Genomic DNA, 14,297 nt, shown 5'->3' on the forward strand with positions numbered 1-14,297 from the left:
TTTCATTATAAATATATTAATTTTAAGCCTAAAAACCTACATTAACACCTATCCTAAAAATTCTACTACGTGGATACGCATCAGAATCTAAACCTGGTGTTAACTGGTTGTTTCCTACACTAACATCTGGATCAAAGCCCGAATATTTAGTAAATACATACACATTGTCTACAGAACCATAAATTCTGAAATTTTTAAGTCTGAAAGTTTTAATTACATCTTTTGGCAGACTATATCCCATAGTTATGTTATTGATTCTTAAATAAGATCCATCTTCAACAAATGATGAAAACGCATTACTTCCTAAACCAGCATCAATATATCCTCTTACATCCGGAATATCTGTATTAGGATTTGTTGGAGTCCATCGATCTCTTACATACCCTAGTTTGTTAAATTGCGGAATCACTGTTTCTCCACCACGAACTCTATTCTTATTATAGATATCATTCCCGTATGACCACTGGGTTAAAATAGAAAGATCAAAGTTTTTATAAGAGAAGTTATTAGTGAAACCTCCAAAATGCTTTGGAACAGTTCTACCAATAATGGTTCTATCATCAGAATTAATGACTCCATCACCATTTTGATCTACAAACTTAGGCATTCCCGGTCTGTACTGTCCTCTGTCCACCTGGTTCCCGGCAGTAACTCCTTCTTTTAAAGTATACGTCCCAAAAGTACCATCTCCATTATCTACAGTATCTAATAAATCATAATATACACCTTTGTCTGCTGAATCTTGAAACAGTCTTTCTGCTGCCTCTGCATCTGTTAATCCATCAAATTCTACAAAATCACTATAATTATAAAGTCCGTCACTTTCCAGACCATAAATAGATCCCAAAGATTCTCCTACTCTTACCACATAATCATCTGTAATTTGATTATCCCCTAATGCTCTGACAAAAAATTCGTCGGCTCCTCCAAGGTCTGTTACTTCATTTTTATTAAAACTAATATTAAAGTTAGAAGTCCAGGAAAAATTCTTGGTTTGTATATTAACTGTATTAATTGAAAACTCAAAACCTTTATTTACTAAAGACCCAACATTTTCAAGTACATCAGTAAACCCAGAGGTAGCAGGTAGAGGTCTTCTTAATATTAAATCGGTTGTTTCTTTGTTATAATAATCAGCTTCTATAGAGATTCTATTATTAAATAACCCTAATGACAGCCCACCATCTAGCTGCGTAGTAGTTTCCCACGTGAAATCTGGGTTTTGTAAATTTCTGATAGCTGCTCCAGTGGTAAGGATATTACCTCCAAAAATAGTACTTGCCAATACCGTTCCTGATAGCGATGTGAACGGAGGAATTCCATTGTTACCTGTCTCACCAAAACTACCTCTTAGCTTTAAATTGCTTATAAGGTTACTATCTTTTAGAAAAGCTTCATTAGACACTTTCCATGCAATTCCTACAGAAGGGAAAAAACCCCATTTTTCTGCAAATTTGGAGGAGCCATCATATCTGGCACTAAAATTAATAACATATCGATCAGAATAATCATATTGTGCCCTGGTTAACCAGGATTGAAGTGTAGTTTTTGAAAACGAGGATCTATTGGGGTTTGTCACCAAAGCGGTACCAAGATTATCTAAATTTACTCCTGGTATTTCAAAACCTCTGGAGTCCTGACCTGTAGATTCAAAAGTACCTTGTTGTTGTTCATAAACAGCTGTTACGTTTACTCTATGCTTTCCAAAAGCTTTATTGTAATTCAGGTTTTGTTCTGTGGTAATTCCACCTCCCTGAGCAGTATTTACAAATGCAATCCCTCCTTGAGTTCTTCCCCAACCGAATTTTTCTGTAAAATAGGCTTGCCCTTTATTTGCAAATGCATTTATCCTAAGAGAAGATTTAAATGTTAAACCATCTGCTACTCGATATTGAAGATATACATTCCCAAATGTTTGGAAATTATTACCTCTATTTACATTTTCCTGTAGATTTCTAAGTGGATTTACAATATCACTTCCTCTTACAGAAAGTAAAAGTCCATTTTCATCTATTTCAACTTCTTCTCTTTCCAAATCAATATTTCCCTGAGCAGGACCATATAATAAGGTATTTGTAATAATCCCTGCTCTACCATTGGCATTTTCATTTGCAGCAGAAACGACTCCGTCTCTTATATTATACCCAACGTTAACGCTTATCCCTGTTTTTATGCGATCTGTCACATCTTGATCAAGTCTTAGGTTTCCTGTATATCTCTCAAATTTGGTATTTCGAATAATTCCTTCCTGATTCAGGTAAGAAAATGATCCTGAATATGCTGTTTTATCAGATCCTCCATTCATAGAAAGCTTATGACTTTCTGTGATCGCCAGTCTTGTAATTTCATCCTGCCAGTCCGTGATAATGACATTAGGATCATTTGCACCTAAGTCATTCCCAAATTGATCCCTGAAAGATCGAATAAATGGATTTGTATCATCATCTGGATCCCAAGGTGCAAATTCATTACGGTAATCAATGAATTCCTGAGGAGATAACACATCTACTCGTCTAGCTAATACCCCAAAAGATGTATAAGTTTCGTAATTCATATTAGCTCTTCCCTTTTTTCCTTTTTTAGTAGTAATCAGGATAACTCCATTGGCTCCACGTGAACCATAAATTGCAGTTGCAGAAGCATCCTTTAAAACTTCAATAGACTCTATAATACTAGGGTCAAGGGTATTTAATGGACTGGTAGTACTATTTCCGAGTCCAACACTGGAACCTACACCTTCTCCAGATATAGGAAATCCATCGATCACATATAGCGGTTCACTACTAGCGGTGATAGAAGTACCCCCTCGAATTCGTATTTTAAATCCAGCACCTGGTCCTCCTTCTGATTGCGTAACCTGAACACCAGAAGCTTTTGCTGCCAGACTACCTTCAAAAGTTACTGCCTTTACCCTATCTAATTCTTCAGCTTTTACGGACACTACAGACCCTGTAAGGTCTTTTCTTCTTACACTTCCATATCCTATCACTACCACTTCATCCAAACTTGCTACATCCGGACTAAGGAAAATGTCTAATTTTGTTTTATCCTTTATCGCTACTTCTTTTTTTATGAAACCTATATAGGTAAAAACTAATACATCATTACTACTTGCCTTAATTTCATAATTCCCATCAAAATCTGTCACCGTTCCCACAGACTTCCCTTTAACCTGTACATTCACTCCAAGCAATGGTGTATTATCCTCCCCTGTAACAATACCCGAAATCGTTTTAGTTTGTGCATATGCAAAACCACTACCAAAAAGCAAAATAAGGGCAATCAGTTTTGTCTTAAAATGATTTTTTAATCGATACTTTTTTTTCATCTGTTTTTGTTTAATTTAAAATAGTCAGCCCTCCCTTTAAATATTAGCAGGTAGGGTTCTGAGTTTTCCATACTCTTTGCTTAACTAAAGTTTTTTTGGATTACGGTATTATCACTATATCTTTTAATTGTTAAAAAGAGTTAAACAAATCTAATCGCTAAAGCATCCTTTTATTGAAAACATATGGTTCTTTTGATGAAACATATGTTTAGATTTATAAAAAAAACGTTAAAAAGAAAAGGATTACACACAATTAAACATCATTATTATCAAATAATCAATATTTAAGATCTTACTTATTTTTAAATGTAATATTTGTGAATTTTATAATTATGAGAAGTAACTGATAATATCAAGAAGCAAAATCCTTAGATCAAAATTGACTTATACCATCCAAGATTAAAGGAATATTACAACATTATTTTGTAATAGTAAAAATAAAGGTTCTGGAGATATAAAATTCTTTCTAGTTAGATTATCTGCAAATCTCTTTTTAAACCAACAAGAATATTTACCTAAACACAACAATTGAGATTAATCCATGGAATCTTGTATGATTTCAAAAATGATGCATTTCGAACCCCAAGAGTAAACTTTATTTTTGACTCAATCAGCTTATTATCAGATAATTTATAATAAATTAAAAAAGGGAATCAACATTCTATGAATGAAGATTCCCTTTTAGTGGGCTTAAAGCGACAGAGTTCGAACTTTTTGTTGGAGGATATGGAGTTGATTATTTCGAAATCAAATGTGCTAACAGATAAAGTAATCGCAAACTTTTGAACATTTTTAACACTTTATTTAAAAAGAGATTCCGGCTTATAAACTAAATTCTAGAAATAACATTTTCTTTTAACCAAGTAAATGCAGCATCTTGGTCATAAGTAAGAGGTGGTCGTAATAATGCTTCCATATCACCTACAAATAATGGATCTTCTTCTTTTTCTTCTAGATTAAGTAAGAACTCTTTTTGCGATGGTTTTTTATCTACAGAGAAAATCATATACTTATGAAAACAAGCTATAATAGCATCAATATCCAGTTCTGTATTAAGTCGTGAGTAGTCCAGATCAAACAAATCACGCCCTTTACTACGTTGGTAAAGTGCACGCAATTTAGTGCCGAGCAATTCATTAATGTTATAAGTTTTAATTTGGGCATTTCCTTTAAACCATGTGCTATCTACATCAAAAGGAAAATCCACCCAATCCATTACGTTAAAGTGCTCTTTACAATTAATCTCAAGTTTTAATCTGCGACGTTCTTGTTCATACTCTGTATTAAAACGATAGAGTGCCTTAGCTCCGTGACCTTTTATTTGTGTGCGACGTTCTTCTTCAAAAAAATCAATTACTTCAGCTATACGTTTCATAATGGGCTTTATGGAACCTTCCTTAATCTGTACAAGGTCAATATCTTCAGAGTATCGTGGCGCTGGATTGAGATATAACTTATGGAGTGCTGTGCCACCTCTAAATGCAAGGTTTTCTCGTAAGAAATCATCAGAAAATATAGCGATTAATGTTCGACTTATAATAAGGTCTTGTTCTATTTGTCCCATTTCATTCCATGGCGCATGGTTCTTCCATTTTGCTATTGCTGGTTTTGGAATCATAGATCACTTTCTAGTTTAATATTAATATCGACCTTAAATTTATTATATACTGCGCCAGGCTTTTTCTTACTATCAGGTTGAAGTAAAATGGGATAGATTTTATAAGATTTTAAATGTTCAAAGATCAGGTTACTCATTAAAGTATCATCTGTTACTTGACAAATTATAAAGCCTAACCTTTGCAAAGTAGCTTTATGATCATACCAAGTTAATAATTCCTTTATATCACTTTCAGTTACTTCTTCCATAAGTTCTTCTATGGTCGAGAGCATACGGTTTAATCCACCTAATTTATTCTGGTATCTTACCAAATCTGCTACTGTTAATACTGGACTAGATATATTGTAAATTCCAGCGTCAGATCGTCTAGCCTCTATATTTCCTTGTGGCCAACTTGTTGTTGTAAGAAAACGAATATCTAAAGGTGATTTTGAAATATCGAGTAATTTGGGTGGTTTTGTCATTACATAATCTCGCTGTAATTGCTGGTGACTTGCTCCATAAACTTTTGCAGCACTATAAAATGCTACATAATATTTCCTATTAAGGTATGTAAACAGTTTTTCTACATATAGATTCAAAGGTAGTTTACCCAATGATCTATACCGAGGTGGCAGTATAAGATAAAAACCCTTTCTCAGGTTAACAACTTCATTTTTTTCTATAAGATGTGCCAGTTCTAACCAAATTGAATTTTTGGTTTTTTGAGTCTCTTGCATCAACTCATCTAAGGAGAAAGAATACTCTTCAACAGATAAAAGTTTGATAATATATTGGGCAACCATAATTATAGTAATTATTTAAGCAATATATATATATTAGACATAATACTCAAATAATTACTATAGTTTATTTAGCTTTACTTTAGTATGAAGACTTCCCTATTCTTTATTTTAATAAATAGTCAAAGAGAATTCGAACTTGTATCGTTTTGATATTAAGAAAGTTATACGATTTGTGATTAAAAAATTCGTATAAATTCATTGAATTATTTTTTCTTTATGCAAGGCAAAAAAATCAAGCATAGCTATAGCTACGGTTTATTTTTTAAACGAAGTAGAAAGGAAAAAGAAACGATGAATATGCGAAATTTTTAGTTATAAATCGTATTATAACATTTTACGGAAAACAAAAAACCTGTAAATAATTAATTTACAGGTTTTTATCAATTCTGTGGGCTTAGAGCGACAGAGTTCGAACTTTTTGGTGGAGGATATTGGGTTGATTATTTCAAAATCAAAGTATTTATAACATCTATAAACACGATCATACATTCACATAAATTCTGTTATAACGCTCTTCTAAAACCTCCAAATATTGTAATTTCATAGTATCTGACAAAAATGAATTTTCAATCCAATTGACTGCTTTTTTTTCACTTTTTTCGAAGCGTTTAAATACACCTGCAATCTGCTTAAATGTCAACCCCAGACCTTTCCCGAATTCTTCAAAATGAGTTTTTGTAAATTTTTTCTTTTTACCAGCAATAGTTAGTGCCAATTCTTCAGTATCCTCAGGATTAACAATAGTTACATTTAATAAATCATAAGCAGGAGCCAAAGACCACCCAATAGCTGTTTTGATCATCGAAAAATTCTTTAGATGCATATCGTTATTCCCTGTCAAAAAAGAAAAAAGAGTAATTTCGAAAAAATACAATTTATCTAATAAAGTATTACTAGTATACATATCCAAAGCTTTTCCTATACGCTCCATAGAACTTCGGTACTTATCAAATGCCTCTGTGATTTGAAACATATCCAGCATATGAATTTTTGTTCCATCTAATTTTCTGTCAATACGCTTAGTTAGATATGATAATTCACCAGATTTTAAGCGAATTAATGTAGATGGAACTGTATTTATTCCAAATGCCTCAGCTATACGCATAGTCACATGCTCATTCTCTGGCATTTCTGGATAATTGGCATTAGGAGGTTTAAAAATATAATCTCCACCCAATGCTCCAACTACAGTAAGCCTATTATAGTGATCATTTGTTACTTCGTTTACCAAAGACATCGATAGTTTTGCCTGTACACCCGGTACTGATATACTTCTTTCCACCACATTCTTAGCTAATAAGGACATTTGATCTAAAGTATAATCAAGTATAGGTGTTTCTTTTGTTCCAAAAAATGCCATTGCACAATGCCCATGAAAATCATTAGTACCTTTCAATTCTTGATAACAGTATAAACACTTATTCATCATTACCTGAATTAGTAGATTGTACACTTACTGCTCCGATGCAATTTTGGCAACAGGCTAACAAAAGTCCCATTCTGTCGTTTCTGTTTATCTTCCAATTCCTTGAGGCAATATCTAATAACCATCCTTCTGGTATTAAGCCCTCAAAAAAAGGAAATAATCTTTTATCTAGATACACTTCTTGTCTCACAGGCATGGTAAACGTTATAAATTGATCTGAATATTCTTTTATATATTTCTGATCGTATTGGAAAAGGTATTCACCATCATCGGTTTCTATCAATACACCAGACAATATATCATTGTAAAAGATGTTAGCTTTTCTCATTATCCTCGCTTTTTTCCAATGATGAACTAGGAACAGGAACTAGCTCATGTCCAAACATCCTCAAAACAAGATTTACCTTTTCCATGTTCAAATTGGTTTTACCCTGTTCAATTTTTCTTATCACTGTTAAAGCTACACCTGCACGTTCAGCAAATTGTGATTGGGTTAAGTATACCGACTTTCTTCGTTCTTTGACAAATGTTGCTAAGTTCATAATTATATGTTTTTAGATATAATTTAATACAAATATAACAAAATATATGTATTTACATATAAAAAATGTTTTTCAAAAAATTTTATATTTAAAAGCATATAAAGAATCAGAAATCAATTCAGCATATTCTTACGATTACATATGAACATAGTCATTTGCCAAAGGCTTAAGCCGCATTGTTTTTACTGCAAAAGAAAAAAGTTGCTTGAGACTAAAGTTAAGAAACTAAGTCCCTCAATTCATCATTAGACAAATCACCAATCCATTTTTCACCTGTAGAAACTGCCATATTAGCTAACTGTTTTTTATCTTGTAACATTTGATTGATTTTTTCTTCGAAAGTTCCTTTAGAAATCAGACGATGTACTAATACATTTTTTTGTTGACCAATACGGAAAGTTCGATCAGTAGCTTGGGCTTCAACAGCAGGATTCCACCAAAGATCATAATGAATTACATGATTCGCAGCAGTAAGATTCAATCCTGTTCCTCCTGCTTTTATAGATAGAATAAACGTTTTGATATGTTTTTTAGTTTGAAAGTCTTCTACCATCTCGTCTCTTTTGTTACGAGAAACTCCCCCATGTAAGAATAAGGGTTTTGTACCAAAAACTTTGGATAGCATTTCCGAAAGAATCTGCCCCATTTCTTTGTATTGGGTGAAGATCAACACTTTTTCATTATTCTCATAAATAGCACTCAATATCTCTAGTAATCGTTCTGATTTCCCTGACAATTGTGGACGATAATCTTCTTTCTTCAAAAATTGAGACGGATGGTTACAAACTTGCTTTAAAGCTGTTATCATTTTAAGGACTAATCCTTTTCGTTCAATAGATTTTTCCTCAACTTCATTTAGAGCTTTTATCATTTTATCAACCACATTTTGATATAACGCAATCTGTTCCTTTCCTAGAGCAATAAAGCAATCTTGCTCTATTTTTTCAGGAAGATCAGTAATAATAGATTTGTCCGTTTTTAAGCGACGTAGTATGAAAGGATCTGTAACTTTTTTGAAACGATGTAATGCTAGCTGATCATTCTTTCGTTCAATAGGAGAAGAAAAATGTTGTGTAAAATATTTCATAGAACCTAAATACCCTTTGTTCGTAAAATCGAATAAGCTCCAATATTCACTTAAGCGATTTTCTACAGGTGTACCACTCATAGCAACTTTTACAGTAGCTTTAATTTTCTTTATAGCTTTGGTCTGTTCTGTTCCCGCATTTTTGATGGCTTGAGCTTCATCAATAACTAATATCTCCCATTTTATTTTTTGAAATTTGGATACATCGGAACGCAATAAACCATAGGTGGTTATAAAAACGTCAAAACCCTCTTTATCAAAAGTACGTTTTGCTCCATGATAAATATGAGTACTTAAATCTGGAGCAAACTTTTCTATTTCTTTCTGCCAGTTGGTCAAAAGCGTAGTTGGTACCACAATGAGTCCTTTCTTTTTATCCAGCCTTCCTTCAGCTTTAAATTGAAGTAATAAGGTAATCACCTGAATAGTCTTACCGAGTCCCATATCATCAGCAATAATACTTCCAAAACCTACCTTGCTATTATTATACAACCATTGAAAACCTCTTTCCTGATAAGGCCGTAAAGTGGCTTTTAAACTTTGGGGGATTGGTTTAGCTTCACTTTTCAACAAATTTTCTATAATTTCACGAGCTGAATTTGAAAGGGATATTTTGGCTTCTTGATATTCTTCAGTTAACGAAGATTGTAATATATCAATATGAGAAAGTTCTCTGTCTTTTTCTAAATTGTTTAATAAGGTTTGAATTTGCTTAGGATCAATAAGCACATATTCTCCTTTAATATTGACTACTCCAGAGGTGTTGTTAACCAATTTTTTAAATTCAGCAACGGATATCGTTTGATTTCCTATAGCTACCTGCCATTGAAAATCTAACATTTCATTCAAGTTTAAATAGGTTTTACTGTCTGTTTTTGAACTATTACTATCTAATTTTATGGAGACTTGAGGCTTCGCCAACTGCTTTAAAGAATTGGGTAATAGTATTCGAATACCTAGTAATTTGATAATAGGCAATACTTTAAGTAAAATGGCAGCAAAGCCATCGCTATCTAAAAAGAGTTGTTCTTTACCTAAAGAAGAAATCAATGGTTTTATGTCTACAAAATCTTTAGATAAACTCGATAACGATTGAAAAACAGAAGCTTTATAAGAAGCATACTTTCCTCCTTTGACAAACTTCTCTAAAGAAACAGGTTTTTGAACAGCATCCTGCTTATTTTCAATCCATAGTTCTATTTCAAAAATACTTTCCAAAGGATTATCTTCTATCTTAATCAATGGTGTATAAACTTGGCTACTGATGTGTAATCGCTGTAAATATTGATGTATAGAATTAGGAACTTGCTGCTCTTCAAAGTCAGGGAAAGATTGCTTTTTATTACTAAAAAAAAGTTCATCAATTTTAAAATCCAAAGGCGTTTTTGTGCCAGTAGTACATGATCCTTTTTTAAGCATATAATGTGTTAAAAAAGTAGACAACAAACAAATGATTTGATCTTTTGGCGTTAAATATTGTTGCTTTTTAGAAGCGGTATTTATGGCAACAAACCGCTGTGAAATATTTTTCTCCAAAGATTCCACTAAATAGTTTACTTCCTCACTAGCCATAGCAGGTATCCAACGAACCTTATAATGTACTTCTTCCAATTCTACAATTTGAGGAACATAAGCCCCATTAAGCATTAAATGAACACTTAAATGATAAGCCCGGTACAGGCATTGCAAATCAGCTGAGAGACGATTTTCAAATTTCCTAGGGATTCTTTCTAAAAAATCAATTAATGAATCTAAGTCTTTAGTAAAAGTTGAAGTATCCATAGGCTCCCCTCCAGAAAAGAAGGTAATCCCTTGGAAATTTATTTCTTTCTTATGGATTTGAATTTCTACACATTCAATCTTCTCAAATGTATTGAGTTCTAGCGCGACAATTTCTTTTGCCACTATATTTTTGGCAAACGAAGTTCCTAGTTTATAATGTTTTTTAAGTATCGAGGCGAATGGTTTTGTATAAAAAAGCGCTTTAGCTTCTAATAGAGACAATACATTTTCGGCTTGAGGAATAATTTTAGACAAATCAAAAACAGCTTCCTCAGAACTATTTTGAAATTCAATAGAAATTGGTTTATCATAAAGTAAATTTTCGAAATTCAAAGCTTTTACACTTCCTTCTAACTGCATTCCTGCTTGGGTTAACGCGCTAAGAATATCCAAATCGTGCAATTGGAATAATAAAAACGGATTTCGGTCAATCTCTGCTGAGAAAACATAAATGACAGCTGCTAAATGTTTGCATGGCACAGCCCAATCTGGACAAGAACATTGCATTTCAAAATCTGACCATTGGTTAGGAAAAACTTGTATTCCATTCTGTTTTGCAATCTCATTTAGTTCTTGTGGTAATTCACGATTTAATAAATGAGATAACGACAATGGATCACCAATAATAGCATCCATAAGTTTCTTTTTCTGTGAAGAGCTAAATGCTGGAATGGTAATCTTAATAGTATAAGGTCTAGGCCTACTACCTTTAACTTTTGCCTCAATAATATTCTTAGTAATCCTAATATCCTTTACAGTACCTTTTCGAGCATAGGTTTTTCCTCTTGGTAAGCGGTTAGAATAATCAATTTGTGATAAAGCCTTTAAAAATTGTTCTCCCCACCAAGTTTTACCGAATTGTTGCGCCATAATGTTTTATCAGAATTTCGTGTTTTTTTAGACCAAAATACTGAGATTCTTTAAATTGAAAAACTCCTTTTTAGTGAAAAATAATATATTTTCAAAAAGTTCGAACCTGCATAGCATTGAAAAACAAAGCAATACAAAAAAAATAGTAAAACAAAAAAACCTGTAAATAATTAATTTACAGGTTTTTACAAATTACGTGGCATAAAAGGACAAAGTTCGAACTTTTTGGTGGAAGATATAGGCTTAATTATTTCTAAATCAAAAAATTGGTTAATTTCTACATAAAGGAAGTGTTGAACAACGTATCAAACCATTTTGTTTACCTATTTCAGAATAGCAAACCTCTTCTACAACAATATCTAATTTTCTAAACCAATTATTTAATCTGGTGAACTTTTTATCAGATATTACTACGTTTTTATCAATGGATAATATATTGGTATACATTTCCAACATCTCATTAGAGTCTATATGAAATAAATTTTCTATTCCAAACAACTCTACCAGATATTGGTAATCCGACTCATTACGAAAAACTTCTTTATGAATTATTGCTTTATTATTAGATACTGGTTGAAAACAACAATCTAAATGTAAAGCATTCTTTTTTGAATTTGTCATTGATTTATTTAGGTCTATTTCTTTAACAATTTTTTGAGGAAAAAGTTCTCTTATGAAGAGAACCGCATTTTGATTGGTTCTGGCGGTTATACAATTCTTAAAATCTTTCCCTTTGTACGTCCCAATAAATATATGATCTTCATATAGAATAATATCACCTCCTTCTATTTTAATATCTGGTGAGTCTATTGTAATGATATTTTCAGGGTAAATTTTCTCAATTAAAAACTCAATTCCCAACAGTTCGTCAGTGCGATTAGATATCATGTTAGATTTTATGAACTTATCTTCGATTACAAAACCAACATCTCTTGTAAAAATTTGGTTAACATTCTTAAGATTTGTTGGATGGTAAACTCGAACATAATAATTTTTCAATATATCATTTACTGTTTTCAGTTCACCTACCATACTTTCTTCTTTAGGATATGTCCCTTCCCTGATATGTTTAATAGATTTTGGATCATATGCCTCACTAATAATAGGTGTTCCTCCAAAATCATCAGCAATTCCAATTATTACAGACTCTAAACGAGATGTTTCATTGTTAATGTTTAGTTTCATTTTTAGCAACTTATTATTTTTCAATTAGTTAAAAACATAATGATATTAAAAGTAATTTCTGATGAACCTAATTTTGTATTACAATAGAAGTCTATTCAAAAAAAATGAGGATTCTCGATTTTTTATATAAAGACTAATTTTTAATTTTATTATTAATCTATGTCATTACATTTCGTAAGGAACTTATCTCACAAGATCTTCTCAATTCTTGATGTAAATCATTCATCATTGTTTTTATATTTTTAGTTCTTATTATGAAACATATTGAAGCATAGAATATTCGTGAAGCTATTATTTCTATACTCTTATTTTTCATAAAAAAATAGATTCTATCGCTCTCTGAAGCCTTATCCATATTATGACAAGTAATTGTCAATAAGTAAATATCATTATGAAGAATTTTTATTCTATTATGATACTTTAGGGAAGTATATTCTTGAACTAAATTAGATTTCTTTGACCGAAGAAACTCTAAACAATCATTAGAGACGACATAATAGATGTATGCATCCGAGCAACTACGTAGTAATTTTTTCTTGATATCCAGGCAGTAGTTCTTCCAGTTTTTGTATGCTATGGTCTGGTAATTTTTCTAAGGTATTTGCTAGCCATTCTCTAGGATTGATACCTTGCATTTTGCAACTTCCAAAAAAAGAATATAATATTGCTGCATTTTGTGCAGCTTTGTGTGATCCACAAAACAGGTAATTCTTTCTGCCAATAGCCATAGGTCTGATAGCGTTTTCTATTAAATTATTGTCCAGTTCGATTCTCCCGTCTAAAAAGATGTTTTCCAATTTAGGGTACTGATTAAAAAAGTAAGTCATTGCTTTTCCAATAGGACTTTTAGGCAATACATTAAACTGCTCTTTTTCTATCCATGACTTGATTTGTAGCAGTAGTGGTTTAATTTTTTGATCACGTAATTTTTTCCTTTGCTGGGCATCATTTTGTGAATCTTCTTTTATAGCCCTTTCTTCGAGATATATCTTTTTAAAAACCTCAAGGGCTATTTGCGCTCTTTTTTTGTCACTATCCAGTGCATCATGAAACTTACGTCTGGCATGTACCAAACATCCTGCAAGGGTAATTTTAGGATCTATTCCTATTTTATCATATACCGTATAGCCATCACATTGCAGATAGCCTTTGTAAGCTGCAAGCAATTCTTTAGGCCCATGTTGCCCACGACCTTTACGGTAATTAAAGAGTACCAGTTTTTGAACGGGATCGTGATAGACCCATTGATACCCCTGGTGTGTACTGCCTTTTTTATCGCTGTCAAGTACTTTTATTGGTGATTCGTCAGCTTGAATGTAGTCACTTTCCAATATTTTTTGTTTCAAGGTATTGTAGAGTGGTTCGAGCAACCTACAACACCCTGCCATCCAATCACCCAGGGTACTCTGTGCTGGTTCCCATCCAAAATCACGTTTGAACATCTGAATTTGGCGATAGAAAGGTAAATGATCGATATATTTACTAACTAATACATGTGCCAATAGACAAGCTTCTGCAATGGACTTATCTATAGGACGACTTGGTAGTTTGTCACGTCCTAAAATACGGCTACAGATTAATATTAAAATTTAAGCGGCACTTTGGTGCACGTAATTAGGTGTTTTATAGTCTAAAGATAAATGTAATCTTTTATTGTTATATAATTTGATTGCG

General features: G+C 32.4%; 9 protein-coding genes. All 9 read right to left on the reverse strand.

Annotated elements, in window-relative coordinates:
- Window positions 1-28: 28 nt before the first annotated feature.
- Window positions 29-3,328, reverse strand: a complete 3,300-nt coding sequence (locus F0000_RS21270; RefSeq protein ID WP_149626740.1) for a TonB-dependent receptor — start codon at window positions 3,326-3,328, stop codon at window positions 29-31.
- Between the two features lie 829 nt (window positions 3,329-4,157).
- Window positions 4,158-4,946 carry a nucleotidyl transferase AbiEii/AbiGii toxin family protein gene (locus tag F0000_RS21275; protein WP_149626741.1) on the reverse strand — a complete coding sequence of 263 codons (789 nt, stop codon included), beginning with the start codon at window positions 4,944-4,946 and terminating at the stop codon, window positions 4,158-4,160.
- The gene (locus F0000_RS21280; protein ID WP_368668129.1) at window positions 4,943-5,731 is read right to left on the reverse strand and encodes a type IV toxin-antitoxin system AbiEi family antitoxin; all 789 of its coding nucleotides are present in this window, start codon (window positions 5,729-5,731) and stop codon (window positions 4,943-4,945) included. Before F0000_RS21280 ends, F0000_RS21275 begins: the two co-directional genes overlap by 4 nt.
- 481 nt (window positions 5,732-6,212) lie before the next feature.
- Window positions 6,213-7,157: a HipA domain-containing protein gene (locus F0000_RS21285; protein WP_368668130.1), complete on the reverse strand. Its 945-nt coding sequence runs from the start codon at window positions 7,155-7,157 to the stop codon at window positions 6,213-6,215.
- On the reverse strand, window positions 7,150-7,485 hold the full coding sequence (locus F0000_RS21290) for a HipA N-terminal domain-containing protein (protein WP_149626744.1): 336 nt from the start codon (window positions 7,483-7,485) through the stop codon (window positions 7,150-7,152). Before F0000_RS21290 ends, F0000_RS21285 begins: the two co-directional genes overlap by 8 nt.
- Window positions 7,472-7,702: a helix-turn-helix domain-containing protein gene (locus tag F0000_RS21295; RefSeq protein WP_149626745.1), complete on the reverse strand. Its 231-nt coding sequence runs from the start codon at window positions 7,700-7,702 to the stop codon at window positions 7,472-7,474. Before F0000_RS21295 ends, F0000_RS21290 begins: the two co-directional genes overlap by 14 nt.
- A 214-nt stretch (window positions 7,703-7,916) precedes the next feature.
- Window positions 7,917-11,438: a DEAD/DEAH box helicase gene (locus F0000_RS21300; RefSeq protein WP_149626746.1), complete on the reverse strand. Its 3,522-nt coding sequence runs from the start codon at window positions 11,436-11,438 to the stop codon at window positions 7,917-7,919.
- Window positions 11,439-11,708: 270 nt separating this feature from the next.
- On the reverse strand, window positions 11,709-12,623 hold the full coding sequence (locus F0000_RS21305; protein ID WP_149626747.1) for a dimethylarginine dimethylaminohydrolase family protein: 915 nt from the start codon (window positions 12,621-12,623) through the stop codon (window positions 11,709-11,711).
- 518 nt (window positions 12,624-13,141) lie between these two features.
- Window positions 13,142-14,212 carry an IS66 family transposase gene (locus F0000_RS21310; protein ID WP_368668131.1) on the reverse strand — a complete coding sequence of 357 codons (1,071 nt, stop codon included), beginning with the start codon at window positions 14,210-14,212 and terminating at the stop codon, window positions 13,142-13,144.
- Window positions 14,213-14,297: the final 85 nt, after the last annotated feature.

This window comes from Aquimarina sp. RZ0 (genome assembly GCF_008370685.1).
GTDB lineage: Bacteria > Bacteroidota > Bacteroidia > Flavobacteriales > Flavobacteriaceae > Aquimarina.